Annotated in this window: 28 protein-coding genes and 1 other RNA gene; 16 read left to right on the top strand and 13 right to left on the bottom strand. The window is 58.9% G+C overall.

Annotated features, from left to right (window positions below; genetic code table 11):
* Positions 1 to 32: 32 nt before the first annotated feature.
* From QQL78_RS10570 to QQL78_RS10545, 6 genes are all read right to left on the bottom strand, one after another.
* Positions 33 to 968: a DUF2927 domain-containing protein gene (locus QQL78_RS10570; RefSeq protein WP_284373221.1), complete on the bottom strand. Its 936-nt coding sequence runs from the start codon at positions 966 to 968 to the stop codon at positions 33 to 35.
* A 28-nt stretch (positions 969 to 996) separates the two neighbouring features.
* Positions 997 to 2,193 carry a toxic anion resistance protein gene (locus tag QQL78_RS10565; protein WP_284373220.1) on the bottom strand — a complete coding sequence of 399 codons (1,197 nt, stop codon included), beginning with the start codon at positions 2,191 to 2,193 and terminating at the stop codon, positions 997 to 999.
* Positions 2,194 to 2,230: 37 nt separating this feature from the next.
* Positions 2,231 to 3,115 carry a 5-bromo-4-chloroindolyl phosphate hydrolysis family protein gene (locus QQL78_RS10560; protein ID WP_284373219.1) on the bottom strand — a complete coding sequence of 295 codons (885 nt, stop codon included), beginning with the start codon at positions 3,113 to 3,115 and terminating at the stop codon, positions 2,231 to 2,233.
* A 2-nt stretch (positions 3,116 to 3,117) separates the two neighbouring features.
* The gene (locus QQL78_RS10555; protein WP_284373218.1) at positions 3,118 to 3,348 is read right to left on the bottom strand and encodes a hypothetical protein; all 231 of its coding nucleotides are present in this window, start codon (positions 3,346 to 3,348) and stop codon (positions 3,118 to 3,120) included.
* Between the two features lie 43 nt (positions 3,349 to 3,391).
* Complete coding sequence (locus QQL78_RS10550) at positions 3,392 to 4,210, bottom strand: TerC family protein (protein WP_284373217.1); 819 nt, start codon at positions 4,208 to 4,210, stop codon at positions 3,392 to 3,394.
* A 158-nt stretch (positions 4,211 to 4,368) separates the two neighbouring features.
* The gene (locus tag QQL78_RS10545) at positions 4,369 to 5,196 is read right to left on the bottom strand and encodes a pseudouridine synthase (protein WP_284373215.1); all 828 of its coding nucleotides are present in this window, start codon (positions 5,194 to 5,196) and stop codon (positions 4,369 to 4,371) included.
* Between the two features lie 61 nt (positions 5,197 to 5,257).
* Between QQL78_RS10545 and QQL78_RS10540 the strand changes: the two genes are divergently transcribed.
* Positions 5,258 to 5,713, top strand: coding sequence for a nucleoside deaminase (locus QQL78_RS10540; RefSeq protein WP_284373213.1), 456 nt, complete (start codon positions 5,258 to 5,260; stop codon positions 5,711 to 5,713).
* Here the strand turns inward: QQL78_RS10540 and QQL78_RS10535 are convergent.
* Entirely contained in the window at positions 5,710 to 6,405 is a 696-nt protein-coding gene (locus QQL78_RS10535) for a metal-dependent hydrolase (protein WP_284373211.1), read from the bottom strand. The genes QQL78_RS10540 and QQL78_RS10535 overlap by 4 nt on opposite strands.
* A 123-nt stretch (positions 6,406 to 6,528) precedes the next feature.
* Here QQL78_RS10535 and gatC point away from each other — a divergent pair, with 123 nt between their 5' ends.
* The 7 genes from gatC (at position 6,529) to QQL78_RS10500 (ending at position 11,224) form a co-directional block, all read left to right on the top strand.
* Complete coding sequence (gene gatC / locus QQL78_RS10530; protein ID WP_284373209.1) at positions 6,529 to 6,816, top strand: Asp-tRNA(Asn)/Glu-tRNA(Gln) amidotransferase subunit GatC; 288 nt, start codon at positions 6,529 to 6,531, stop codon at positions 6,814 to 6,816.
* Positions 6,816 to 8,303 carry an Asp-tRNA(Asn)/Glu-tRNA(Gln) amidotransferase subunit GatA gene (gene gatA / locus QQL78_RS10525; RefSeq protein ID WP_284373207.1) on the top strand — a complete coding sequence of 496 codons (1,488 nt, stop codon included), beginning with the start codon at positions 6,816 to 6,818 and terminating at the stop codon, positions 8,301 to 8,303. The genes gatC and gatA overlap by 1 nt, the downstream gene beginning before the upstream one ends.
* Before the next feature lie 41 nt (positions 8,304 to 8,344).
* Positions 8,345 to 9,070 (top strand): hypothetical protein, encoded by a 726-nt coding sequence (locus QQL78_RS10520; RefSeq protein WP_284373205.1) that lies wholly within the window; start codon positions 8,345 to 8,347, stop codon positions 9,068 to 9,070.
* A gap of 3 nt (positions 9,071 to 9,073) precedes the next feature.
* Positions 9,074 to 9,730, top strand: coding sequence for an N-acetylmuramoyl-L-alanine amidase (locus tag QQL78_RS10515; RefSeq protein WP_284373203.1), 657 nt, complete (start codon positions 9,074 to 9,076; stop codon positions 9,728 to 9,730).
* 88 nt (positions 9,731 to 9,818) lie between these two features.
* Positions 9,819 to 10,236: RNase P RNA component class A (gene rnpB / locus QQL78_RS10510), an RNA gene on the top strand.
* Between the two features lie 191 nt (positions 10,237 to 10,427).
* Positions 10,428 to 10,595, top strand: a complete 168-nt coding sequence (gene rpmG / locus QQL78_RS10505) for a 50S ribosomal protein L33 (protein ID WP_013961079.1) — start codon at positions 10,428 to 10,430, stop codon at positions 10,593 to 10,595.
* 77 nt (positions 10,596 to 10,672) lie between these two features.
* Positions 10,673 to 11,224 carry a P-loop NTPase family protein gene (locus QQL78_RS10500; RefSeq protein ID WP_284373194.1) on the top strand — a complete coding sequence of 184 codons (552 nt, stop codon included), beginning with the start codon at positions 10,673 to 10,675 and terminating at the stop codon, positions 11,222 to 11,224.
* A 10-nt stretch (positions 11,225 to 11,234) separates the two neighbouring features.
* Here the strand turns inward: QQL78_RS10500 and QQL78_RS10495 are convergent, their stop codons facing one another.
* From QQL78_RS10495 to QQL78_RS10485, 3 genes are all read right to left on the bottom strand, one after another.
* A complete protein-coding gene (locus tag QQL78_RS10495) occupies positions 11,235 to 11,543 on the bottom strand; it encodes a DUF1272 domain-containing protein (protein WP_284373192.1) in 309 nt (102 codons plus the stop codon).
* A gap of 88 nt (positions 11,544 to 11,631) precedes the next feature.
* Positions 11,632 to 12,408 carry a Bax inhibitor-1/YccA family protein gene (locus tag QQL78_RS10490; protein WP_203240868.1) on the bottom strand — a complete coding sequence of 259 codons (777 nt, stop codon included), beginning with the start codon at positions 12,406 to 12,408 and terminating at the stop codon, positions 11,632 to 11,634.
* Between the two features lie 124 nt (positions 12,409 to 12,532).
* Positions 12,533 to 12,754 (bottom strand): DUF1127 domain-containing protein, encoded by a 222-nt coding sequence (locus QQL78_RS10485; protein ID WP_284373185.1) that lies wholly within the window; start codon positions 12,752 to 12,754, stop codon positions 12,533 to 12,535.
* 122 nt (positions 12,755 to 12,876) lie between these two features.
* Between QQL78_RS10485 and QQL78_RS10480 the strand changes: the two genes are divergently transcribed.
* The 4 genes from QQL78_RS10480 to QQL78_RS10465 all read left to right on the top strand — a co-directional run bounded on the left by QQL78_RS10480 (position 12,877) and on the right by QQL78_RS10465 (position 16,831).
* A complete protein-coding gene (locus tag QQL78_RS10480; RefSeq protein WP_284373183.1) occupies positions 12,877 to 13,752 on the top strand; it encodes a LysR family transcriptional regulator in 876 nt (291 codons plus the stop codon).
* A 427-nt stretch (positions 13,753 to 14,179) separates the two neighbouring features.
* Entirely contained in the window at positions 14,180 to 14,554 is a 375-nt protein-coding gene (locus tag QQL78_RS10475) for a helix-turn-helix domain-containing protein (protein WP_284373181.1), read from the top strand.
* Positions 14,555 to 14,583: 29 nt separating this feature from the next.
* Complete coding sequence (gene hisN, locus QQL78_RS10470) at positions 14,584 to 15,381, top strand: histidinol-phosphatase (protein ID WP_284373179.1); 798 nt, start codon at positions 14,584 to 14,586, stop codon at positions 15,379 to 15,381.
* Positions 15,382 to 15,490: 109 nt separating this feature from the next.
* Entirely contained in the window at positions 15,491 to 16,831 is a 1,341-nt protein-coding gene (locus tag QQL78_RS10465; RefSeq protein ID WP_284373177.1) for an 8-oxoguanine deaminase, read from the top strand.
* Here QQL78_RS10465 and guaD read toward each other — a convergent pair.
* Positions 16,828 to 18,123 carry a guanine deaminase gene (gene guaD / locus QQL78_RS10460; protein ID WP_284373175.1) on the bottom strand — a complete coding sequence of 432 codons (1,296 nt, stop codon included), beginning with the start codon at positions 18,121 to 18,123 and terminating at the stop codon, positions 16,828 to 16,830. The genes QQL78_RS10465 and guaD overlap by 4 nt on opposite strands.
* A 127-nt stretch (positions 18,124 to 18,250) precedes the next feature.
* Between guaD and mgtE the strand changes: the two genes are divergently transcribed.
* Positions 18,251 to 19,651, top strand: coding sequence for a magnesium transporter (gene mgtE, locus QQL78_RS10455; RefSeq protein ID WP_284373173.1), 1,401 nt, complete (start codon positions 18,251 to 18,253; stop codon positions 19,649 to 19,651).
* Positions 19,648 to 20,208, top strand: a complete 561-nt coding sequence (locus QQL78_RS10450) for a 5-formyltetrahydrofolate cyclo-ligase (RefSeq protein WP_284373172.1) — start codon at positions 19,648 to 19,650, stop codon at positions 20,206 to 20,208. Before mgtE ends, QQL78_RS10450 begins: the two co-directional genes overlap by 4 nt.
* A 33-nt stretch (positions 20,209 to 20,241) precedes the next feature.
* Here the strand turns inward: QQL78_RS10450 and QQL78_RS10445 are convergent, their stop codons facing one another.
* Positions 20,242 to 20,772: a YcnI family copper-binding membrane protein gene (locus tag QQL78_RS10445; RefSeq protein ID WP_284373170.1), complete on the bottom strand. Its 531-nt coding sequence runs from the start codon at positions 20,770 to 20,772 to the stop codon at positions 20,242 to 20,244.
* 99 nt (positions 20,773 to 20,871) lie between these two features.
* Positions 20,872 to 21,231: a hypothetical protein gene (locus QQL78_RS10440; RefSeq protein WP_284373168.1), complete on the bottom strand. Its 360-nt coding sequence runs from the start codon at positions 21,229 to 21,231 to the stop codon at positions 20,872 to 20,874.
* A gap of 110 nt (positions 21,232 to 21,341) precedes the next feature.
* Between QQL78_RS10440 and QQL78_RS10435 the strand changes: the two genes are divergently transcribed.
* Together QQL78_RS10435 and QQL78_RS10430 are read left to right on the top strand one after the other, a co-directional pair.
* Positions 21,342 to 22,154 (top strand): TIGR00282 family metallophosphoesterase, encoded by an 813-nt coding sequence (locus tag QQL78_RS10435; protein WP_284373166.1) that lies wholly within the window; start codon positions 21,342 to 21,344, stop codon positions 22,152 to 22,154.
* Positions 22,155 to 22,161: 7 nt separating this feature from the next.
* Positions 22,162 to 23,079, top strand: coding sequence for a DMT family transporter (locus tag QQL78_RS10430; protein WP_284373164.1), 918 nt, complete (start codon positions 22,162 to 22,164; stop codon positions 23,077 to 23,079).

The raw sequence follows: 23,079 nt of genomic DNA, 5'->3' as shown, positions 1-23,079 counted from the left end.
GTCAGTTTCTTGGCGGAGAACGTCCGGTGTGGTTACAGCGGCCCACCGGTCAGTTCACGTGCGATGATGCGGGTCAGGGGCGCGGCGTCCTTGGCGTGCATGCCGGGGCGTAGGCGGGGATCATAGAGCATTTTGAGCAGCAGCTCATCATGGTTGGTCAACAGCGCAAATTCATCGTCATCGTTAAAGATAGAGGGCCGCGCGGCGGGGCTGTCATTGGCCAGCCCCAGCCCCTGGGCCAGTTCCTCGTGGATGCAGGACAGCCGCAAGAGATCCGGGTTTTCGGCGCGAATCACCGCGACAGCCCCGGTATAGGTGCTGCGGTCGGGACCGGCGGCAAAGGCGGCAACGGCGCAATAGGTGTCGCGGCGCATGTTACGAAAGGCGACCAGCGACGATGTGGAGATGCCCGGCACACGCGCCGCTGCCTGTTCCAGCGTTTCCGCGCGGTCGTCTTCGGAGGCAATGATCACGATGAAATTGGGCGCGCCATTTGTCGAGACCGGATGACCTGTGACCCGGGCCAGTCGGCGGGCATAGCTGTTGACGGCATCCTGATCCTTTTTGCGCTGCGAGGGGGGAACCCCATCGCCAAAGATCACCTGCATGCGCACAGGGTCGGCCCAGCGGCGCAGCGGGCTGGCCCCGCCACGACCGGAGAAATTCCCGTCATATTCGTTGAAAAAGGCGATCTGTTCAAAGTTGCGTGCCAGCATATCCGCAGTAAACGGCGTGTCTTCGCCACCGCCATCCTCGCGCAGCAGGCCCTGACTGCGCTGCGCCCGTTCCACCTGATTGAAATATTGCCGCAACATCGCGCTTTTCTGTGAGGTGGGTTTGGCGACAACCGGGGGCGGGGCCGCAACAACGGGCCGCGCCTTGGGTTTTGCAACGGGCGTCACAACAGGTTCGACCGTACAAGAGGTAAGGGCGGCGGCAAAAGCCAAAACGCTAAAAGGTCTGATCATCTTGTGAACCCGCCCCGACATCTTTCGGTCAGCCCGTGACAGAACCGGCAGCGGTATCGCCCAAGCCGGTCTTTTTCGCTTTGGCGGCGGCCAGTGTATCGCGCAGCTTGGCTTCCATTTCCTTCAGCTCCACTTCGGCAGCGGCACGTTTGGCCTTGCCTTCATCAGCGATTTGCAGCGATTCCTCGATGGTGCCGATCAGGTCGGCATTGGCCTGTTTCACGGCCTCAATGTCAAAGACGCCACGTTCCATTTCCTGACGGATGATCTTGTTGCTGTCACGCAGGTTCTTGGCGTTTGAGGTCAGCAATTCATTGGTCAGGTCATTGGCTTCACGCACAGCAACGGCCGCTTCGGCGGAACGCTGGATGGTCACCGCCTGTGCCAGCTGGGTTTCCCACAGGGGGACGGTGTTCACGAGGGTCGAATTGATTTTAGTGACCAGTGATTTGTCGTTTTCCTGCACCAAACGGATCGAGGGCAGGGATTGCATGGTCACCTGACGGGTCAGTTTCAGATCATGCACACGGCGTTCCAGGTCGTCACGGGCGGCGCGGATGTCGCGCAACTCCTGTGCCACCATCACGGCGTCATTCTCTGCGGCGGCCTCAACCTCTTTTTCCTTGGCGGGAATGGTAGTGGCGTCCAGTTCGGCCAGCTTGGCCTCGCCCGCTGCGATGTAAAGCGCCAGCTCGTCATAGAACTGCAACGTTTTTTCATAGAGGACATCCAGTGATTTGATGTCTTTCAGCAGTGTGTGTTCATGGCTCAGCAGATTGTCGGTGATGCGGTCGATCTGGCTTTGCACTTCTTCAAACTTGGCGGTGAATTTTGCAAAAGGCGCGGCGCGGCCCAGCAGTTTTTCCCACCAGCTGCGGTCGCGGCGCACATCCAGTTCCGACACGGAAAATCCGCGAATGGTGGTGACGATGCTGCGCAGGGAATCACCGGCGGGGCCGACATCCTTGTTGCGCACATCCGCCAGCATCGACTGGCTGATTTCCTGCAATTCGGCCTGCGCGGCAGAGCCGAAGGAAACGATGGATTGGGTGTCGTCCATATCGATCTCGGCCATGCGGCGTTTGATCTCGTCACCCATGGGTTTGTCGGCTTTCTCCAGCGGGACAATTGCATTTGCCTCTGTGGGTTCGGGCAGGACGACGGCGGTTACCTCTTCGACCATGGCCAAAGATTGAGTGGCTTTTTCACGTACTGTGTCAGACATTTAATTCACTTCCTTAAAGTGTTGGATGAGAGCTGCATCATGGGTCAAGACGCACCCCTTCGCGGGAAAGCCGCTCGCGCAGCACGTCGATTTCAATGGTCAGATCACTGCGGTCATCCAGCAGGGATTTTTGGGTGCGGGCGGCGAAATTCTGTTCCAGATCCTCCAGCAGCGCGATGTAATCGGCGCGCGCCTCTGGATCCTGTGTCCGGCTGTAGATGTCTGCAAATTTGATCGAGGCATCGCGCGCGCCTTGCAGGTAGACGCCAAGAAACTTGCGGGCGGCGGTCAGGTCACGCGGATCTTCCTCAACTGTGCGGATCAGGGTGCGGGCGGCGTCCTGAAAATCTGCCAGTTTGGCGCTGGCCTGACGGTCGCCAGCGCGAGTCAGGGCATCTGTCATGGCGCTGAGGTGTTTTTCAGCCTCGTCCACCACACGGGCAACGCGGTCTTGCTGGAAGGTGTCGATGCCTTCCATGCCTTTGGATTTCAGAGGATCAATACCGAAAGCGGCCAGATGCAGCGCCCCGGTGCAGATGCCAAACAGCAGCGGCGACAAGATGTCGGCGGTGTTTTGATGCGCAATCACGGCCAGCGCGCTGCCTAGACCCATGCCGACAGCAGCCAGAATTTTGCGTGGCAGAGCGGGGCGGCGGGCGACCTTGCGTTCGTCAAAGGCGGCTTGAGCGATCAACCCCTCGCGCAGCAGCCATGCGGACAGGGTCCACATCCCCGCACCGGCAAGGCCGAAGGTCATCGGAATTGCCCCATCGCCCAGCGTGGTGGCGATCAGCGGAATCGCGGGGATGAACATGATGTTGCTGCGCCCGCCTGCCGGGCTGACCTGCACGCGCCGCTGTTGTTTCGCCGGGGTGCTGCTGTCGCCATCAGGGCTGTATTTGCCGCCATACCGCTGCGCCATGGTTAAAGCCCCCCGAGCCAGCCGGAGGCGGTGCCGAAAAGCACAACGATCAACGCAATATAGGCGGCTTTCTGGATGCCGGATGGTGCCATGTCTTGTCCCTTGGTTATCCCGTTTGCAGGGTTCATGCCGCGTTTACCCGCCTGAGTGATACGGGTCCAGAGTGCGTGTAATATGACAGCAAAGGCAACACCGGCTGCGACAAGGATCAATATTAACAACAAACGGGCCATGTTACCTCTTTAACGCTAATCTAGGCGTTCCGGTGAATGGGCGCTAGTGACGTGCCCCGGTGCGGCGTTCCGCGTTAAGCTTGCGGGTGTAGCCGGATTGAATGACCTCGACCGCGACCAGCACCACCACAGAGAAGTAGAAAGTGGTTTTGGACATCGGGATCACCTCATAGCCGAAGAACCGCAGCGCCAGATCAGGATCATGCATGGCATGGGCGGCGGCTTGTCCGGCTTCGCCAAGCAGGACGATGCCGACGATCAGCAGGATGAACAGGCCGAGGACCTCATACATGCGGTTGGCTTCCAGAAAGCGGGTGACGCTGTCGGCAAGCACCAGCATGGCGATGCCCGAGAGGATGATCGCAATGGCGAGAACGACAAAGACATCGGTGATGGCAAGGGCAGAAAGCACTGAATCAAATGAGAAAATCAAGTTCATCATTACAATCAGCATCACCACCTGCGCGGCAGATTTGCCTGATTTGGCCTCTACGTCCGTATCCAGATGTTCAATCGTCAGCATATGGCCGATTTCCTTAACTGCCGTATACATGATGAAGACACCACCGATGATGAATACCAATGTGGCAAAGTTGACGCCGCCGGTGAGCACGCCTTCCCAATTGAGGACAAAGAAGGGTTCGGACATCGCGTCGAGCAGGCGGATGATGACGAACAGCAGAACAATGCGCAGGGCGACGGCGATGATGATGCCCCAGCGGCGCACAGCCGCCTGTTGGGCAACGGGGGCACGTTGGCTTTCGATCGAGATGTAAAGCAGGTTGTCAAAGCCAAGTACCGCTTGCAGGAAGCAAAGCACCAAGAGGTTGCCAAGGTTTTCGAGTGTGAGAAGGTCGGTCATATGGTCCCCGCTTGTGGCTTTTGCCCAGATCTTTCTAAAGGTCTAAGCGGTTCTGCCTTCAATGTGAATTGGCTGTAACGGGGAAAATTCGGGCAAGAACGGCGGTGCGGCGGGATTCTTGAAAAACCCGTGCCGTTGTTTCGCAGGAAATCGCACCCCTAGCGGCGCGGTTTGCCGGGCCGCTTGCGTGAGCCATGCTGCACGGCTTTGGGCTTCTTCGCTGCTGTGCCTGTATTGTCTTCTAACACCAGCCCAAGCTGGTCGCGCACGACCTTGCGGCGCAGTTCCTCAACCTCGCCCTGTTTCAACTCGCCCAGTTGAAATGGACCATAGCTGATGCGGATCAGGCGGTTCACGGAAAGGTTGATCGCCTCCATCGCGCGGCGGATCTCGCGGTTCTTGCCTTCGCGCAGGCCGATTGTCAGCCATGCGTTGGCCCCTTGCTGACGGTCCAGTGTCACGCTCATGGGCAAAAACCGCTCGCCCTCAATGGTGATTCCCTTGCGCAGGGGTTCCAGTGCCTCCTCGGAAGGGCGGCCATTCACCCGCACGCGGTAACGGCGCAGCCAGCCGGTGCTGGGCAGTTCCAACTGGCGTTTGATGCCGCCGTCATTGGTGAGCAACAGCAAGCCTTCGGAGTTGAGGTCAAGCCGTCCGACGCTCATCACCCGTGGCATATCAGCGGGCAGATCATCATAGATTGTGCCGCGCCCTTTTTCGTCGCGGGTGGTGGTCACAAGGCCCGTAGGCTTGTGGTAAAGCCACATGCGCGGCGGTTCCGGTTCGGCCAGAGGTTTGCCATCGACGCTGATCCGATCTGTATCGGTCACGTTCAGCGCGGGCGAGGTGATCTGTTCGCCATTCACGCTGACGCGGCCAGCTTCGATCATACGTTCGGCTTCACGGCGCGAGGCAACGCCTGCGCGGGCCAGAACCTTGGCGATACGGTCGCCTTTGGGCGTGTCGGTCTTGGATGTGTTATTCATATGCCTGCCTTAGCGCCTTTGACGGGCTTGCGAAAGGGCGTGGTTTGCGCTCCTTTGGGGCATGGTATTTCGATCTTTCATGGATGTGGCTCTGCGCGAGGCAGAGGCGGCGGGTGCGCGCGGCGAGGTGCCGGTGGGTGCCGTTGTGGTCAATGCGGCGGGCGATGTGGTCGCGCAGGCGGGCAACCGGACCCGCGAATTGCATGATCCGACCGCCCATGCCGAAGTGCTGGCGATCCGCGCGGCCTGTGCGGCGCTTGGGTCGGAGCGCCTGATCGGGCATGACCTCTATGTGACGCTGGAACCCTGCGCGATGTGTGCCGCCGCGATTGCGGCCAGCCGGATCGGGCGGCTGTATTACGGGGCGGGTGATCCCAAATCCGGCGGCGTGGCGCAGGGGGCACGGGTGTTTGCCCATGCCCAATGCCATCACGCGCCCGAGGTCTATGACGGGATAGATGCTGCCGCCTCTGAGGCGATGCTAAAGGCGTTTTTTGCGGGAAAAAGAGGCGGTTAAATCTCGATTGCCTGCAAGACCTCCGGTTCTACGACATCGACACCGGGCAGCCCATCAGCCAGAACCTTTGCAGATTGTTCCAGCACCGGCATGGTGCGGTAGTGGCAGGGGATCACCGTTTTGAAGTTGAAATAGCGTTTCGCGGCATAGGCGGCCTCGGGCATGCCCATGGTGAAATGCCCTCCCGCAGACAGGATGCCGATGTCGGGTTTGTAGAAATCCCCGATCCAGTCCATATCGGCCATGATGCCGGTATCGCCCGAGATATAGACCGTATGCCCTTCACCGCGCAGGATAAAACCGCTCTCATTGCCCATATAGCGGCGGGAGTTCGCGACATCCGCAGATGAAGAATGCGAGGCGGGCACCATGCTGGCCGATACTTTGTCGCCAATCGCAATGGTGCCGCCCATGTTGAACGCCTGTCCTTCGACAGCGCCCTCTGCAGCAAGGAATTGCGCCAGTTCATACATCCCCGATACCGGTGCGCCGGTTTGTTTGGAAATCGCGACGACATCCGTAATGTGGTCGAAATGCGCGTGGGTCACCAGAATATGTGTGGCCCCGGTGATGGCTGCGGCATGTTGGTCCTCTGTCATCATGGGATTGCCGTTGAGCCAAGGATCAAGCAGCACAATCTGATCCTCAATTTCAAAGCGGAACGAGCCGTGGCCAAGCCAGATGATATTCATGTGAACCTCCCTAAGATTTGGCCTGATCTTAACGTCTTTGCTTTCAAGCACCAGCCTCCCCTTGCGAGGGGGCGCTTGGGGCGGTATTGGCAAGGAAAATGAGAACGCTGCAAGGGAACCCCCATGTCCATTGATGAAAACACCGCCGCGCGTGTGGCAAAACTGGCCCGGATCAAGGTAGAGCCGGATGCGCTTCCGGCTTTGGCGCAGGAATTCAACGGGATTTTGGGGTTCATTGAGCAGCTGAGCGAAGTGGATGTGGAAGGTGTTGAGCCGATGACATCTGTGACCCCGCAGCGGTTGAAACGCCGCGTGGATGAGGTGACGGACGGGGATCAACAGGAGAAGATCCTGAAGAATGCGCCCGATGCGCGTGAAGGTTTCTTTGCTGTACCGAAGGTAGTTGAATAATGAGTGATCTGAACAAACTGGGCCTTGCCGAAGCCCGCGACGCGCTGCGTGCCGGTGACACAACATCCAAAGAGTTGACCGAAGCCTGCCTGAAAGCCATTGACGGGGCAGGGGCGTTGAACGCTTTTGTCCACCACACGCCAGAGATAGCATTGGAGCAGGCGGCCAAGGCCGATGCACGGTTGAAAGAGGGGGACGCCCCCGCCATGTGTGGTCTGCCGATCGGTATGAAGGATTTGTTCTGTACCAAAGGTGTGCCGTCGCAGGCTGGTTCGCGTATTTTGCAAGGTTTTCTGCCGGAATATGAATCCACCGTCAGCCAGAATCTGTTTGACGCAGGTGCGGTGATGCTGGGCAAGCTGAACATGGATGAATTCGCCATGGGCTCGTCCAATGAAACATCTGTTTATGGCAATGCGGTGAACCCTTGGCGGCGCGGCAATGATGATGCGGCTCTGACGCCGGGTGGTTCGTCCGGTGGGTCAGCGGCGGCAGTGGCGGCGGACCTGTGCCTTGCGGCGACCGGTACAGATACCGGTGGATCCATCCGCCAGCCTGCGGCCTTTACGGGCATTACCGGGATCAAGCCTACCTATGGCCGATGCTCGCGCTGGGGTGTTGTGGCCTTTGCCTCTTCCCTCGATCAGGCCGGCCCGATGACCAAAAACGTGCGTGATGCGGCGATCATGCTGGAAGCCATGTGCAGCTATGACGCCAAGGATTCGACCTCGGCGGATATTCCGGTGCCGGATTTTGAAGCGGCATTGACCGGCGACATGCGCGGCAAGAAAATCGGTATCCCCAAGGAATACCGGATGGAAGGCATGCCCGAGGAGATCGAAGCGTTGTGGCAGGACGGCATCGCAATGATGAAGGATGCAGGGGCCGAGATCGTCGACATTTCCCTGCCGCATACCAAATACGCGCTGCCGGCTTATTATGTGATTGCGCCTGCCGAGGCCTCCAGCAACCTCGCGCGCTATGACGGGGTGCGCTATGGCCACCGCGCGACGCTGGATCAGGGTGACGGCATCACCGAGATGTACGAGAAAACCCGCGCCGAAGGGTTTGGCCCCGAGGTGCAGCGCCGCGTGATGGTTGGCACCTATGTGCTGTCGGCAGGTTTCTATGACGCCTATTACAACCGTGCCCGCAAGGTGCGCACCCTGATCAAGCGCGACTTTGAAAACGTCTTTGCTCAGGGCATCGACAGCATCCTGACACCTGCCACACCCTCTGCCGCCTTTGGTCTGGGGGAAATGGCGGATGCAGATCCGGTGCAGATGTATTTGAACGATGTGTTTACCGTGACCGTGAACCTTGCGGGTCTGCCGGGTATTGCGGTGCCCACGGGGACCGACCGTCAAGGCCTGCCGCTGGCATTGCAACTGATTGGACGGCCATGGGAAGAGGCCGATTTGCTGTCCTCCGCCTATGCGCTGGAACGGGCGGCAGGTTTTGTAGCCAAGCCAGAGAAATGGTGGTAAACCCGCTGCAATAAAACCGTCAAAAAGACAAAGCAGGACCCATGATTGCACGTAGTTTCCTTGTTCTCGCCACTGGCGCAGTGCTGGCCGCCTGTCAGCCAACCATCCCTGAATCCGGGCGCGGTGTCGGCTTTGACAATCAGTTCAACAACGAACGTGCCCGGCGCGATGCCGCGTTGAGCGGCGTGCCGGCCCCGGCTTCTGTATCGGCGGCACCACTGGGGGCAGCGCCTGCCAGCGGCTCTGCCGAGGCGACGGCGGCGGAAACCACACGCATCCTTGATGCCACACGTCCGGGCGGTGGTGCGGTCAGCAACTCCGGGGCAGCCCCGCTGCAGGCCAGCCCGTCCAATCCGCCCCCCGTGTTGAATTCGGCAGGCATCTCGAATGAGAACAACTTCGACGCGGTAGCAGGTCAGCGCAGCATTGATGCGGATGCGGCCCGCCTTGCCGCCAACCGATCACAATATCAGGTGATCCAACCCGAAGCTTTACCCAGCCGCGAAGGGTCGGGGCCCAATGTGGTGGCCTATGCGCTGCAAACCTCGCATCCGCGTGGCACGGCACGCTATCGCCGGTCTGGGTTCAACAAACAGGCGAAATTCGAACGGGCCTGCGCCGAATTCGCCACCGCAGACGAGGCCCAGCTGGAGTTTCTGACCCGCGGTGGCCCTGAAAAAGACCGCAAAGGCATGGATCCTGACGGTGACGGTTATGCCTGTCGTTGGGATCCCGCGCCTTACCGGCGGGCAGCGCAGCAGGGCTAGGGCTTGGCACCGCTTGAGATTGCCTCGCACCCCTCGCCAAATTGCGGGGCGCGCCGCGATGGGCTGGCTCCGGCGCTGGTGGTGCTCCATTATACCGCGATGCAGAATGCAGAGGCCGCGATTGCGCGGCTTTGTGACCCGGATGCCGAAGTTTCGGCGCATTACCTGATTTCGGTCACCGGTGGGGTCACCCAAATGGTGTCTGAAGATAAACGCGCCTGGCACGCGGGAGCGGGGGCATGGCACGGGCAGGATGACATAAATTCACGCTCGATTGGCATCGAACTGGACAACAGCGGCACCCATCCCTTTCCAGAGCCGCAAATGGCTGCATTGGAAACACTGCTGGCCGGCATCATGGCGCGCTGGAACATCCCCGCCAATGGCGTAATCGGCCATTCGGATATGGCACCGGGCCGCAAGATCGATCCGGGGCCGCATTTCGACTGGGCGCGTCTGGCGCGCCAAGGGTTTGCGGCGAGGCCATCGGCACAGAGCCCTGAAACCATTGATGAACACAGCTTCACGGCCTGCGCCCATGCGGCGGGTTATCCGCAAGATACCCCGTTTGAGACCTTGCTTGCCACCACCCGCCTGCGCACAGCACCTTGGCGGCGGGGCCCCTTGACGCTTGCGGATTACACACTGCCCTCGAACTGAGCCTCTCCTCTTTTTGGCCTTATATACTGTAGCGCGCCATTTGCTGCATTGACGACAGATATGTTCACGCGCTACGCCCGCCCCACACGCGGAAGGCTGGATGATCGCGGTGACAGCAATGTTGTCGAGGAAAGTCCGGACTCCAAAAAGCAACGGTGCCGGGTAACGCCCGGGCGGGGTAACCCGACGGACAGCGCCACAGAAAACAGACCGCCACTGAACAGGTCGGGCAACCGAAACCATTCAAGGTAAGGGTGAAACGGTGGGGTAAGAGCCCACCACGTCTCTGGCAACAAAGACGGTGACGGCAAGCCCCACCAGGAGCAATGCCAAATAGGAACCGCGCGTCGGCTGGCCTTCGGGTCGCGACAGGGCCGCTTTTGCCCCAGCAGGTTCGGGTTGGCAGCTATAGCCATCGTGGCAACACGATGGTCAGAGGAATGATCATCCACCTTCGGGCTTTGGCTCGGGGGGGACAAAATCCGGCTTACAGGTCTTCCGCGTGTGATTATCGGGGGCGTTTTCTTTTGAAGAAAACGATCCGGAAATTTCAAAAATTTCCGTTCCCCGCCGAGAGGGTGTAAAGCTTCACCCAAGCCGGGCTTTTGCTGTTGACTCGGGGTTGCATCCGGTTAAAAGCCAAAGCTCAGAATTCACGCATCCCCCAAAGTGTGGCGGTGCAGCAGGAGAGACTATCATGGCGAAGCCAACCACGATCAAAATCCGTCTGAACTCGTCCGCGGGCACAGGCCACTTCTACGTCACCAAGAAAAACGCACGCACCATGACCGAGAAAATGGTCATTCGTAAATACGACCCCGTTGCGCGCAAGCACGTCGAGTATAAAGAAGGCAAGATCAAGTAAGATCTGACTTTCGTTTTATGCAGGGCCGCGCAGTTTGCGCGGCTTTTTGCGTTTTAGGGACAAAGGCAGGGGATGTGATGACACCTGAAATCTCAGTGGATCCTGTGCGGTCCATGAAACGCATTATGATCGTTGGCGGGCCGGGTTCCGGCAAATCCACCTTGGCGCGTTTGCTGGGGCCGCGATTGGGCTTGCCGGTTTTTCACATGGATCAGATTCATTGGCAGGAAAACTGGGTTGAGCGTCCGATGGCCGAGAAACTTCCCATGGCGCAAGCCGTGGAAGAACAGGACAGCTGGGTGTTTGAGGGCGGTATGTCCGTGACCTATGGCAACCGGATGGAACGGGCGGATCTGCTGATCTGGCTGGATTTGCCGGTGGGGCTGCGTCTGTGGCGGGTGACCAAACGTCTGTTCCGCTATCTGGGCAAGGCGCGGCCGGATCTGCCGCAGGGCTGTGTGGAAAGGCTGCACCCGGAAACGCTGACGTTTTACAAATTTATCTGGCAGTCACGGCATACTGCGCGGGCGAAGGTTGCCAAGCTGGTTGCAGAGGCACGGGACGAACTGGTTGTGGTCCATCTGCGCCGCCCGCGTGAGGTACAGGTCTGGCTGGCGGGGTTGTCCTGACGCCGCCGCGTTAACGTTGCTCTGGCGGTATGTCCTTGGTCGCGGTAACCAGTGCTTTGATATTATCAATATCGTGTTTCAACCTGCGGCGCTTGTCGCCTGGTGATTGATGCAGGCGGCTGGTGCCGGGGCGGCGGGCGCTTGCCGGTCGGATCGGGCGCGGGACAAAGCCGCCTGCGCAATTGGGGCAGACGTTATGCAACACGGTGTCCACACAGGAAGCGCAAAAGGTGCATTCATAGCTACAGATGCGGGCATTTGTGGCCTCTGGCGGCAGGTCGCAGTCGCACATCTCGCAGTTGGGGCGCAGTTCAAGCATCAGATTTCTCCCAAGATAGATTTGGCTCCTGAAAAGAAAAAGGCCGATCCATGGGACCGGCCTTTCGAAACGTTCTGGCGAAAGCCGCTTATTCGCGGTTGCCGAAGAGCTGCAGCAGCATCATGAACATGTTGATAAAGTTCAGATAGAGGCTCAACGCGCCCATGATGGCGGCCTTGCCCAGCCACTCCGTGTCGCCGTGATGCGCATGGGAGATATAGTCGGTTTTGATCCGCTGTGTGTCATAGGCTGTCAGACCGGCAAAGATCAGCACGCCGATGGCAGAGATGGCGAACATCAGGGCACCGGATTGCAGGAAGATATTGACGATAGACGCCACGATCAGACCAATCACCCCCATGATCAGGAAGCTGCCCCAACCGGAGATGTCCTTTTTCGTGGTGTAGCCATAGAGCGACAGACCGGCAAAGGCGATTGATGTGACCAAGAAGACCTGTGCAATCGAATTATTGGTGTAGATCAGGAAGATAGAGCTGATCGAAACACCCATAACAGCGGCAAACAGGTAGAATACCGTCTGTGCTGTGGCAGCGGACATTTTGTTAATCGCAGCCCCGAAACCGAAAACAAAGGCCAATGGCGCAAACATCACAACCCATTTCAGCGGTGAAGCGTACAAGGCATAGCCAAGGCCGGTCAGATATTGGTCAGGTCCCAACTGTGCAGAAGCGGCAGAGGGATCAGATGTTACCGCAAGCCCGGCAAGGGCCCATGCGGCAGCAAATGTGATCAGCATGCCGATCGACATTGTGCTGTAGACTTTGTTCATGTGGGCACGCAGCCCCGCGTCGATATCGGCGGCGCGGGCTCCGGCTGTGCTCCGGATTGTATTCACGTCAGCCATGAAAGACCTCCAAATGGCAAAAGGGTTGGTTCCCACGCGAGCAGCGGGGAGTATTGCACCAAATATCGGAATTTGCGGCCCACATTACAAGGTATAACCCGCGTTAAAGCGGCTAGATTTCACATTATTTGACCCAATGGGCCGGGACATCCCAGATCGCGCGGTTTGCTTCGGTTTGGGCGGCCTCAGGGCTGATGCCCAGATCATCCAGACGGTCCTGATCCAGCTCTGCAAGCTGCCTGCGGCTGCGCAAAACTGCAAGCGCGCCCAAGATCCGTGCAGCCAGACCTGGCTTTGAGGGGCAGCAATCAACGGGGCGGCGGATGGCGGGAGATGAGGAAAGCATGGTAGGACCTTTCATTAACTGTGATGTATTATCCGTTTTCATATCGATGCTTGATGTATCCGCTAAAATGACCAATAATGAAAACGAATGTTTGTTATCGTGTCCATCACAAGGGGTGATATATGAGAAATCTCGACATCACGACGCTACGCTCTTTTGTTGCGGTTGCTGACTCTGGCGGTGTCACGCGGGCCGCCGGTTTTTTGCATCTGACGCAATCTGCGGTTTCGATGCAGCTGAAACGGCTGGAGGAAATGCTTGACCTGTCGTTGCTTGACCGCAGCGGGCGGACCATCGCCCTGACCGCATCGGGTGAGCAGCTGTTGACCTATGCCCGCAGGATGGTGGCCTTGAACGATGAGGTGATTGGTCGCTTGACCCATCAGGCTTTTGAGGGCGAGATCAAACTCGGGGTGCCGCATGACGTGGTCTATCCGGCGGTGCCGCAGGTGTTGAAGCAGTTTCATGCGGTTTTCCCAAGGGTCAAGGTGCAGCTTGAAGCCTCCTATACGCGAACGCTGAAGGATCAGTTTGCCAAAGGGGATTGCGATGTGGTCGTCACAACGGAAACCGGGGTGGATCAGGGGGGTGAGGTGCTGGCGCGCAAGCCTCTGGTCTGGGTCGGCGCACCGGGGGGGACCGCATGGCGGGCCCGTGCCTTGCCGTTGGCATTTTGCCGTCATTGTGTTTTCCGTGCGCAGGTGAGTGCGGCACTCGACGAAGCGGGGATCGCCTGGGAAATGACGGTAGATACGGAAAGCGACCGCACCATTGAAGCCGCCACCAGTGCCGACCTCGCGATTTGCGCTATGATCGAAGGGACGCAACCGCCCTACCTTGAAGTGGTGGATCACGGAGGCGCTTTGCCGGCGCTGCCCGTCCAGCAAATCAATCTTTATGGCGGGATAGAGGGCCGCAGCGAGGTGCAGGACACGCTTGTAGACCTGTTGCGGCAGGCATTTTCAGGTGTCTCATCCCACCGGTTGCGGGCAGTGTAATTTACCAACATCACTTTTTGGGGCTGTATCGGCGGGATATGGCCGATATAATCACCCAGCGATCCAGTGCCAGGTGCGGTTGGTTGTGATGGTGAGGTGGAATTCCCGCAAAATGGGAGGATCTACCTATGAGTGTATAAAATCTCCTAAAAACAATGCCTAGGAGATTGCTGTACAATAATTTTCTGTGCGAATTTGCACAGGGGGTCTCACCTGACGCAGAATAAACTTGGCCGCGATTTAACGTTAGGGCTCTGCACAGGCATGGGCAACTTGCCCGTTGTCTAAACGGCTAGGAAATAAATTGCACGCTCGACGTCGCGTAGTACACTGCGCATAGACGGCAAGATAGAGCATGTGTTGAAGTAACGACTGCTCTAACTCATGAAATCGTGAGCGAGAGTGAAGATTGAGAAGGTTGAACTGAATGCCCCATAAAGTCGATGTACATGTCGGTCAGAAAATTAGACAGCGCCGGTGGCTTACCGGAATGACCCAACAACGGCTTGCAGAACTGGTTGGTATCAAATTTCAACAAATCCAGAAGTACGAGACCGGTGCCAACAGGGTCAGCGCATCGCGGCTTTGGGACATTGCTGACGCGCTTGAAGTTGATGTGTCGTTTTTCTTTGAGGGTATTAAATCCGAACAAGAGCAGGCGCAGGAAGTGGATGAAAATGTTCCCTCCGATTTGCTGGGCGATAAGGAAGCGATGGATTTGATCCGTTCCTATTATTCCATCCCCGAGGACCAGCGCCGCCGCTTGTTTGAACTGGCCCGTGTGTTAAGCGACGTGGCTTAGCCCAAGGCTGACCTGGACGAAATTACCTGATGTCACACCCTTCCTTTGACGCCGATGTGCGGCGTGTCGCCCATTTGATGGCCGATGCAGCCCGCGCTGTAATCCTGCCCTATTTCCGTGGTGCGGATCTGGGTACGCAAAGCAAACTTGCCGAAGGCTATGACCCTGTAACCCTTGCAGACCGGGCGGCCGAAGAGGCCATGCGCGAGATACTGGCGCAGCAGCGGCCAGATGACGCGATATTGGGCGAGGAATTTGGCCATAAGCCCGGCAGCTCTGGTCTGACCTGGGTGCTGGATCCGATTGACGGCACCCGTGGTTTTGTCAGTGGCACCCCGACATGGGGTGTTCTGATTGCGCTGTCAGATGCGAATGGGCCGTTTTATGGCATCATTGACCAGCCCTATATCGGGGAACGGTTTGAAGGGGCACCTGATGGGGCGGTCATGACCGGACCGTTGGGGCAGCGCGCGCTGCGCAGCTGTGCCCCCCGCGATTTGAGCGCAGCCATTGTGTTGACCACTTTTCCAGAGGTGGGGGCGCCGGAAGATCACGCCGGGTTTCATGCAGTTGCTGCAAAGGCGCAGCTGACGCGCTACGGGATGGATTGCTACGCATATGCCCTGCTGGCGGCGGGGCAGGTGGATCTGGTGATCGAGGCGGGGTTGCAGTCTTATGATATTCAGGCACCGATTGCGGTGATCCAGGCTGCGGGCGGCATTGTCACGGATTGGCGCGGCGGGCCGGTGCATGAAGGGGGGCGCGCATTGGCGGCTGCAAATCCTGATATCCACGCGCAAGCCCTAGAGATCCTGCGAAAACATTGACCCGGACAAACAACTTGTACTAGAATATTTTTGCACAGTCTCTTTCCCGTTTTCCGTCTGTGCGCTTCGGTTAATTGAGATGGGCCATCGATTTCAAAGGTGCCTCCTCATGTCTGAAACTCTTATCCGAAATGCCGATTTTGTCATCACGATGGACGATGCCCGCCGAGAGTTGAAGGCTGCGGATCTGCGGCTGGAGGGGGGTGTCATCACCGAAATCGGGCAGGGGTTGCACAGTGATGGCGAAGTCGTCGATGCCAGTGGCTGTATCCTGACGCCCGGTTTGGTCAACACGCACCACCATCTCTACCAAAGCATGACCCGCGCGGTGCCAGCAGGGCAGGATGCGCTTCTGTTTGGTTGGCTGAAAACGCTCTACCCGATCTGGGCGCAGATGACGCCGGAGCATTTTCACGTCTCGGCGCAGGTCGGTTTGGCGGAACTGGCGCTGTCCGGGTGCACCCTCAGTACCGATCATCTGTACCTTTATCCAAACGGAACGCGGCTGGAAGACACCATCCATGCGGCGGCGGAACTGGGGATGCGGTTTCACCCGACACGCGGCTCAATGAGCATTGGGGAAAGCGGCGGTGGCCTGCCGCCGGATGCCCTTGTCGAAAAGGAGGCCGCCATCCTTGAGGATTGCATCCGACTTGTCGACGCCTTTCATGACGGCGCGGAGGGATCGATGTGCCGCGTCGGGCTGGCCCCCTGTTCGCCATTTTCGGTCAGCCGTGATCTGATGCGTGAAACCGCTGTGCTGGCGCGGGACAAAGGGGTGATGCTGCACACCCATCTGGCGGAAAACGAAGAGGATATCGCCTATTCGCTATCCGCCTTCGGTTGTCGTCCCGGACAATATGCCGAAAGCCTTGGGTGGGTCGGGCCGGATGTCTGGCACGCCCATTGTGTCAAATTGGACGCGGAAGAAATTGCATTGTTTGCCCAGACCAGTACCGGCGTGGCCCATTGCCCCTGTTCCAATTGCCGCCTTGGGTCCGGGATTGCCCCGGTCCGTGCGCTGCGGGACGCGGGGGTGCCGGTGGGGCTGGGGGTGGACGGATCGGCCAGCAATGACGCCGGCAATCTGGTGGCAGAGGCGCGTATGGCGATGTTGTTGCAGCGGGTTGCAAATGGCGCAGATGCGATGAGTGCGCGCGAGGCCCTGTTGATTGCCACACGCGGGGGGGCGGATATGCTGGGACGCCCCGATTGCGGGCGGCTGGCGGTTGGCAAACGTGCTGACATTGCGGTTTGGGATGTCAGCGGGATTGAAGCGGCGGGATCGTGGGACCCGGCGGCGCTGCTGCTGGCGGGGCCGACAACGGTGCGCGACCTGTTTGTCGAGGGACGTCAGATCGTGCGCGACGGGCAGGTGACCACATTGGATCTGGGCGTGGTGATAGCGCGGCAGAATACGCTGGCACGCGGGTTGATGGAGGCCGCCTAGGTCTGGCGTGCCCCTGCGATCCAGACATCAGCGATGGCACGGTCGTCGCCCATCATGATTGTCGCAAACAGGCTTTCCCAATGGTCCTTGGCCTGTGCGTGGCGCTGCGCAATGGCGGGGGTGGAGGAGAGGTTGAGAACCGTCAGGTCCGCCTCGTGCCCTTTTGATATCGAACCAACTTTATCGCCCAGATGCAGGCTGTTGGCAGAGCCTGCTGTCGCCAGCCAGATCAGCTGTGCGGCGTGCAGCGGGGTGCCGCGCAGCTGGCCGATTTCATAGGCCGCAGCCATGGTGCGGAGCATCGAAAAGGACGATCCGCCGCCGGTATCCGTGGCCAGACCCACAGGGATATGACGGGCGCTAAGACCGGCCATGTCAAACAGGCCGGAGCCGATAAAGGTGTTCGATGTCGGGCAATGCACCAGTGCGGCGCCGGCCTCGGCTATCCGGTCCACCTCGCGCGGTTCCAGATAGATGGCATGGCCATAGACTGCACGTTCACCGAGCAACCCATGTGCTTCGTAGGTGTCCAGATAATCCCGCGCCTGCGGGAAGAGATCGCGCACCCATGCAACCTCATCAGTTTGTTCACTCAGATGTGTCTGCATCAGGCAATCGGGATGTTCGCCCCATAAGGCCCCAAGTGCAGCCAGCTGCTCAGGTGTTGAGGTTGGTGAGAACCGTGGCGTGATGGCATAGGTGGCGCGGCCCTTGCCATGCCAGCGTTCGATCAATGCCTTGCTGGCATCATAGCCCGATTGTGGCGTGTCGCGCAGCCCGTCAGGCGCATTGCGGTCCATACAGGTTTTACCCGCAACAATGCGTTGGTCGCGGGATGCCGCAGCGGTGAACAGGGCGTCCACCGAATGTGGATGGATCGTGCAATAGCTGGCCACGGTGGTGGTGCCATGGGCGCGGGTCAGGTTCAGATAGCGGGTGGCGACCTCTTGCGCATAGTCCGCATCGGACAGGCGCATTTCTTCGGGGAACGTATAATCGTTCAGCCAGTCAATCAGCCGCTTGCCCCATGAGGCGATGATGCCGGTCTGTGGATAATGCACATGGGCGTCGACAAATCCGGGGCAGATCAGGTGATCGCCGTCATAGCGCTGCTCTGCCGCCTGCGGATGGGCCTGACGCAGCTCTGCGGCCTTGCCAACCGCCGCGATCCGGCTGTCTGCAAGCAATACGGCACCATCGGTCTCAATACGCACCGCGTCTTGCCATGGCCCGGCCAGTGGGTTTGCGTCAAAGCACAGGGTGGGGCCAGTCAAAAGGGTCATTTTTGTCATCCGGTGATCTTACGGAGCTGTGCGGGGGGCTACAATGGGCTGCACCGTCTTTGTGGCCCTGTCGTTGTGGCATTGTCTCTGTGAGGGGGCTTGCCTATGGTCGCCAAAACACTCGGAGGGATATGCGATGTTGGATCAGGTAGAAGAAACCGCAAACACCCCGGAAGAGGAAGATTCCCAGAATTATCAGCTTGGGCCAAAGACGGTCGCTTCTGTACTCTATGCTGTGGAGATTGACGACCGTGCGCGGCTGATCGAGTTGATGGAGCCGATGCATGCGGCTGATATCGCTGACCTTTTGGAACAAATCAGCGCCTTTGACCGCAGCCGGCTGATCCGCCTCTATGACATGGAGTTCGACGGCGAGATCCTATCGGAACTGGATGACGCAATCCGCGAGGATGTGATTGCAATCCTGACGCCGCAGGTCCTGTCGCAAGCGGTGCGCGAGCTGGACAGCGACGATGTTGTTGATCTGATCGAAGACCTTGAGGATGCGCAGCAAGAAGCCATCCTTGATGTTTTGGAATCCGCCGACCGCGAGGCGGTGGAAAAGGCACTGTCATGGCCTGATTATTCTGCCGGTCGTTTGATGCAGCGCGAGGTGGTGATGGCACCACAGCATTGGACTGTGGGGCAGGCCATCGACAATCTGCGCAACACGCCGGAGGACGATCTGCCGGATCAGTTCTATCACATCGTGATGGTCGATCCGCGCCTGCATCCTGTAGGGCAGGTGACGCTGGGCAAGCTGATGCGTTCGAAACGCACAACGGCTTTGCGCGATTTGCTGGAAGAGACGTTTCAGATTATCCCCGCCATGCAGGACGAAGGGGATGTGGCCTATGCTTTCAACCAGTATCACCTGATTTCCGCCCCGGTGGTCGATGACGAGGGTCGGCTGATCGGGATGATCACCATTGATGACGCCATGGCGGTGCTGGATGAAGAGCACGAGGAAGATATTCTGCGTCTCGCCGGTGTGGGGGAAAGCTCCCTGTCGGACCGGGTGATTGAAACGACGAAACAGCGGTTGCCCTGGCTTGCGGTCAATCTGGTGACGGCGATTGCGGCCTCCATGGTGATTTCGCAGTTCGAAGCGGCGATTGCCCAGATTGTGGCGCTGGCGGTGCTGATGCCGATTGTCGCCTCCATGGGCGGCAATGCAGGCACCCAGAGCCTGACCGTGGCGGTGCGTGCGATTGCAACCAAAGACCTTACCGGATCGAACGTCTGGCGGGTGATCCGGCGGGAATGTCTGGTGGGGCTGATCAACGGTGCGATTTTCGCGGTGACGATGGGAATTGTCGGGGTGATCTGGTTTGGCTCGCCCGCGCTGGGCCTCGTGATTGCGGCGGCGATGGTGATCAACCTGGTGGTGGCGGGGTTTGCCGGCACCGGCATTCCGATCCTGCTGGAAAAGGTGGGCGTGGACCCGGCGCTGGCCTCGGGGGCCTTTGTGACCACGGTGACGGATGTGGTGGGCTTTTTCGCCTTTCTCGGACTGGCTGCTGCGGTGTTGTTGTGATCGGTCTGGCAGAGATCAAAGCGGCAGCGCGCAAGGCAGCCTTTGCACGGCGCAAGCCCCTTTTCGAAAGTGCAAATGCCGCTCAGGCCGGGTATTTGAGTGAAGTTTTGGCGGGGTATCGCGGCGTGCCGCTCTCGGGTTTCATGCCGATCCGCACAGAGATTGATCCGACCCCTGCCATGACAGAAGCAACCGCGCATGGTGAGGTGGGCGTGCCGGTGATCCAAGCCGCTGCACAGCCGCTGAAATTTGCCAGATGGGTGCCGGATATGGCGATGGTCAAAGGCGCGTTTGGCGCGGCGATCCCGCAAGATCCGGTGTTCTTTGAGCCTGAAATTCTGATTGTGCCGCTGTTGGCCTTCAACCGTAGCGGCGGACGGCTGGGGTATGGTGGGGGGTTTTATGACCGCACGCTGGAAATGCTTCGGGCGAAACGACCAACACTTGCCATCGGTTTTGCCTTTGCGGGTCAGGAAGTTGATGATTTGCCATTGGAAGAGACCGATCAACCTCTGGATCTGATCGTGACAGAACTGGGTGTGATTGAGGTAGGGTAACCCCGCCCATGATTGACGGACGGGGTTTGCGGTTTAGTGGTGCGCGTGGCCAGCTTCGGTCAAGGCTAGGCCGGGGGCTGGATCGTCGATGTCATGCGGATCCTGTCCGTCCAGCGGGATGTTGACCCATTCCGCCGTGCCATCTGCGCAGGTCTGGACTGTCGGGAAATAGATGGTTTCCCCCGCCGACAGCTTGTTGGAAAGTTTGGCGCGGAAGGTGAATTCATCGTAATGCGCATCAGACAATTCGCCGCTCCAGATGATTTCGCGTACCCCTTCGCTCAGTGATTTACCGTAATAGTCATGTGGTTCACTATAGGCCCCGGTGCTGGTTTCCAGCGCCCAGCCTGCCTTTGGCATCGGCTTGACCGCGATCACCCCTTCAGGGATTTTAATTGAAACCTTCAGAGTTGCCTGACCGTCACAGCCATGGCCGATGCGCATCACCCCTTTGTAGGTGCTGCCAACGGCGGCGGATTGGGCCTCGAGCGTGGCATGGGCCGTGGCAGCGGTGGCACCCGCAAGGGTGAGGATCAGGGCGGAAGTCATTGATTTCATGTTCATGTCATTTTCCTTTGAACAAATTATACTCATGCGCCATGTCACTGCCGCCTGTCAGTACAGGGGGCAGAGTGGTGCAGATTTTGGGTAGAGTGTCCGGGTTCAAAGGGCCGGCGGGGCGCGGCATGGGGGGCGCAGCATGATGCGCTGCGCGGTCAGGGTTGTCTGTGTTTCAAGCAGCGTGGCAGCGTCGATCTGGCGGGCCAGCCGATGCCAGTCTGGCAGGGAGGCGGGCTGAACCAAAGTGGCATAGGCCAAGAGACAGGGGGCGGTCGTTTGCTCCGTTTCATGTACCGGGTCACCATTGGCATCCAATGTGACGGTGCTGATCCCCTCCGGTGTACAGATTGTGATGGTTTGCCCATAGGTTGGCAGCACCAAGGCAAGCGCCGCTGTGGCCTTGGGCAGGACAATGCCCAATACCACCAGCAAAGCCATCAGCATGTTCATCGCAGGTTTCATCAATGACTTTCTTGCCCATCGGACGGGGGGCTGCAAGGGCAGAAGCGGGCTGCGACAATTGGCGACAATTCACTTGATGTGAGGGGGGCAAAGCCCTAGGTCTGGCGGTCATGAAAATACTATTCCTAGGCGATGTCATGGGGCGCGCGGGCCGGCGTGCAATTAGCGAAAATCTGGCGCGCCTGCGCACGGAGTGGAAGCTGGATTTCGTCGTTGTGAACGGCGAGAACGCGACCGGCGGTATGGGGCTTTCCGGGGCCCATGCGAAAACCCTGCTGGACGCAGGGGCAGATTGTCTGACGCTAGGCGATCATGCGTTCGATCAGAAAGACATGCTAAGCTTTATCGAGCAGGAGCCGCGCATTGTGCGCCCGCTGAATTTTTCCAAGAATGCACCGGGCAAGGGTGCGCGGCTGTTTACGGCCAAGAACGGGCGCAAGGTGCTGGTCACGCAAGCAATGGGGCAGGTGTTTATGAAACGCCCGTTTGATGATCCGTTTTCCGCGCTTGATGGCGTGTTGAAAACCCATCCGCTGGGCGGCATGGCCTCGGCGATCATTGTTGACATGCATTGCGAGGCAACATCAGAGAAAATGGCAACCGGCCATTGGTGTGACGGTCGGGCCTCGCTGGTTGTGGGCACCCATACCCATGTACCCACATCCGATGCGATGATCCTGCCGCGCGGCACCGCTTATCTGTCCGATGCGGGCATGTGTGGTGATTATCATTCAGTGATCGGGATGGAGAAAACCGAACCAATGCGCCGTTTTATCACCGGCATGCCAAAAGACCGGTTTACCCCCGCAAATGGCGAGGCAACCCTGTCGGGTGTCTATATCGAGACCGATGACAAGACCGGCAAGGCCACCCGCATCGTCCCTGTCCGCAGCGGCGGGGCATTGCAGCCCAGCACCCCGTGACAGTAAAATGACATCCCGCGAGATTGCGTTTTTCACCTGCTGTCTGGTGATCATGGGCGCAGGTTGGGGCGCGACCCAGCCGATGACCAAGCTGGCGGTCAGTACCGGCTATGGCCCTTTTTGGCTGTTGTTCTGGCAAACCGCAATTGGTGCTGCGTTGATGGGGATGGTTTGTACCGTGCGCCGGAGGCCCTTGCCGCTGAGCGGCTCGGCACTGCGGCTTTATGTGATCCTGGCGCTGATCGGAGCACTGCTGCCCAATGCCATCAGCTACCGTGCGGCGGTGCATCTGCCGGCGGGCATCATGTCGCTGTTGCTGAGTGTGGTGCCGATGTTTGCCTTTGTCATCGCGCTGGCGCTTGGCAGTGAGCGGTTTCGCTGGCGGCGTTTGATTGGTCTGTGTTTCGGGCTGTTGGGGGTGTTGATCATTGTGGCCCCTGCGGTCGAGATTGGGCAGGCGGTGCCCACGGGCTGGGCCTTGATCTACTTGCTGACCGCGCTGTTTTACGCGTTTGAGGGAAATTTCATCGCCAAATGGGGCACGATGGGGCTGGATGCGTTTCAGGTGATGCTGGGGGCTTCGCTTATGGGGCTGATCATGGTCACACCAGTGATGCTGTTCACCGGGCAAATGATCTGGCCGCAACTGCCCTTGCCACTGCCGCAGCTGGCGCTGGTTGGCTCCTGTGTGATCCATGCATTTGTCTATACGGCCTATGTCTGGTTGGCAGGGCGAGCGGGGGCAGTGTTTACGGTGCAGGTCAGCTATCTGGTGACCGGGTTCGGCTTGATCTGGGCCTGGCTGATGCTGGGCGAGGCCTATGCCGCGACCATCTGGCTGGCGCTGGGGGCGATGTTCGTTGGTATGTATCTGGTGCAACCGCGCCCCAAGCTTGCAGAGCCTTCTGCAATCGGCGAAAGTTGA

It is taken from the genome of Sulfitobacter pacificus (genome assembly GCF_030159975.1).
GTDB lineage: Bacteria > Pseudomonadota > Alphaproteobacteria > Rhodobacterales > Rhodobacteraceae > Sulfitobacter > Sulfitobacter pacificus.
The sequence above is the reverse complement of the archived record's forward strand: the minus strand, read 5'-3'. Positions and strand labels throughout refer to the sequence as shown.

Excerpts from the sequence above, each read along its gene's own strand:
- QQL78_RS10440 (WP_284373168.1), bottom strand. The coding sequence starts at position 21,231 with ATGAAACCTGCGATGAACATGCTGATGGCTTTGCTGGTGGTATTGGGC.
- QQL78_RS10445 (WP_284373170.1), bottom strand. The coding sequence starts at position 20,772 with ATGAACATGAAATCAATGACTTCCGCCCTGATCCTCACCCTTGCGGGT.
- QQL78_RS10565 (WP_284373220.1), bottom strand. The coding sequence starts at position 2,193 with ATGTCTGACACAGTACGTGAAAAAGCCACTCAATCTTTGGCCATGGTC.
- QQL78_RS10560 (WP_284373219.1), bottom strand. The coding sequence starts at position 3,115 with ATGGCGCAGCGGTATGGCGGCAAATACAGCCCTGATGGCGACAGCAGC.
- QQL78_RS10550 (WP_284373217.1), bottom strand. The coding sequence starts at position 4,210 with ATGACCGACCTTCTCACACTCGAAAACCTTGGCAACCTCTTGGTGCTT.
- QQL78_RS10545 (WP_284373215.1), bottom strand. The coding sequence starts at position 5,196 with ATGAATAACACATCCAAGACCGACACGCCCAAAGGCGACCGTATCGCC.
- QQL78_RS10495 (WP_284373192.1), bottom strand. The coding sequence starts at position 11,543 with ATGCTTGAACTGCGCCCCAACTGCGAGATGTGCGACTGCGACCTGCCG.
- rpmG (WP_013961079.1), top strand. The coding sequence starts at position 10,428 with ATGGCGAAGCCAACCACGATCAAAATCCGTCTGAACTCGTCCGCGGGC.
- QQL78_RS10540 (WP_284373213.1), top strand. The coding sequence starts at position 5,258 with ATGGTATTTCGATCTTTCATGGATGTGGCTCTGCGCGAGGCAGAGGCG.
- QQL78_RS10435 (WP_284373166.1), top strand. The coding sequence starts at position 21,342 with ATGAAAATACTATTCCTAGGCGATGTCATGGGGCGCGCGGGCCGGCGT.
- QQL78_RS10500 (WP_284373194.1), top strand. The coding sequence starts at position 10,673 with ATGACACCTGAAATCTCAGTGGATCCTGTGCGGTCCATGAAACGCATT.
- hisN (WP_284373179.1), top strand. The coding sequence starts at position 14,584 with ATGTCACACCCTTCCTTTGACGCCGATGTGCGGCGTGTCGCCCATTTG.
- QQL78_RS10430 (WP_284373164.1), top strand. The coding sequence starts at position 22,162 with ATGACATCCCGCGAGATTGCGTTTTTCACCTGCTGTCTGGTGATCATG.
- QQL78_RS10520 (WP_284373205.1), top strand. The coding sequence starts at position 8,345 with ATGATTGCACGTAGTTTCCTTGTTCTCGCCACTGGCGCAGTGCTGGCC.
- mgtE (WP_284373173.1), top strand. The coding sequence starts at position 18,251 with ATGTTGGATCAGGTAGAAGAAACCGCAAACACCCCGGAAGAGGAAGAT.
- gatC (WP_284373209.1), top strand. The coding sequence starts at position 6,529 with ATGTCCATTGATGAAAACACCGCCGCGCGTGTGGCAAAACTGGCCCGG.
- QQL78_RS10535 (WP_284373211.1), bottom strand. The coding sequence starts at position 6,405 with ATGAATATCATCTGGCTTGGCCACGGCTCGTTCCGCTTTGAAATTGAG.
- QQL78_RS10485 (WP_284373185.1), bottom strand. The coding sequence starts at position 12,754 with ATGCTTTCCTCATCTCCCGCCATCCGCCGCCCCGTTGATTGCTGCCCC.
- QQL78_RS10570 (WP_284373221.1), bottom strand. The coding sequence starts at position 968 with ATGATCAGACCTTTTAGCGTTTTGGCTTTTGCCGCCGCCCTTACCTCT.
- QQL78_RS10475 (WP_284373181.1), top strand. The coding sequence starts at position 14,180 with ATGCCCCATAAAGTCGATGTACATGTCGGTCAGAAAATTAGACAGCGC.
- QQL78_RS10465 (WP_284373177.1), top strand. The coding sequence starts at position 15,491 with ATGTCTGAAACTCTTATCCGAAATGCCGATTTTGTCATCACGATGGAC.
- QQL78_RS10480 (WP_284373183.1), top strand. The coding sequence starts at position 12,877 with ATGAGAAATCTCGACATCACGACGCTACGCTCTTTTGTTGCGGTTGCT.
- gatA (WP_284373207.1), top strand. The coding sequence starts at position 6,816 with ATGAGTGATCTGAACAAACTGGGCCTTGCCGAAGCCCGCGACGCGCTG.
- QQL78_RS10555 (WP_284373218.1), bottom strand. The coding sequence starts at position 3,348 with ATGGCCCGTTTGTTGTTAATATTGATCCTTGTCGCAGCCGGTGTTGCC.
- guaD (WP_284373175.1), bottom strand. The coding sequence starts at position 18,123 with ATGACAAAAATGACCCTTTTGACTGGCCCCACCCTGTGCTTTGACGCA.
- QQL78_RS10490 (WP_203240868.1), bottom strand. The coding sequence starts at position 12,408 with ATGGCTGACGTGAATACAATCCGGAGCACAGCCGGAGCCCGCGCCGCC.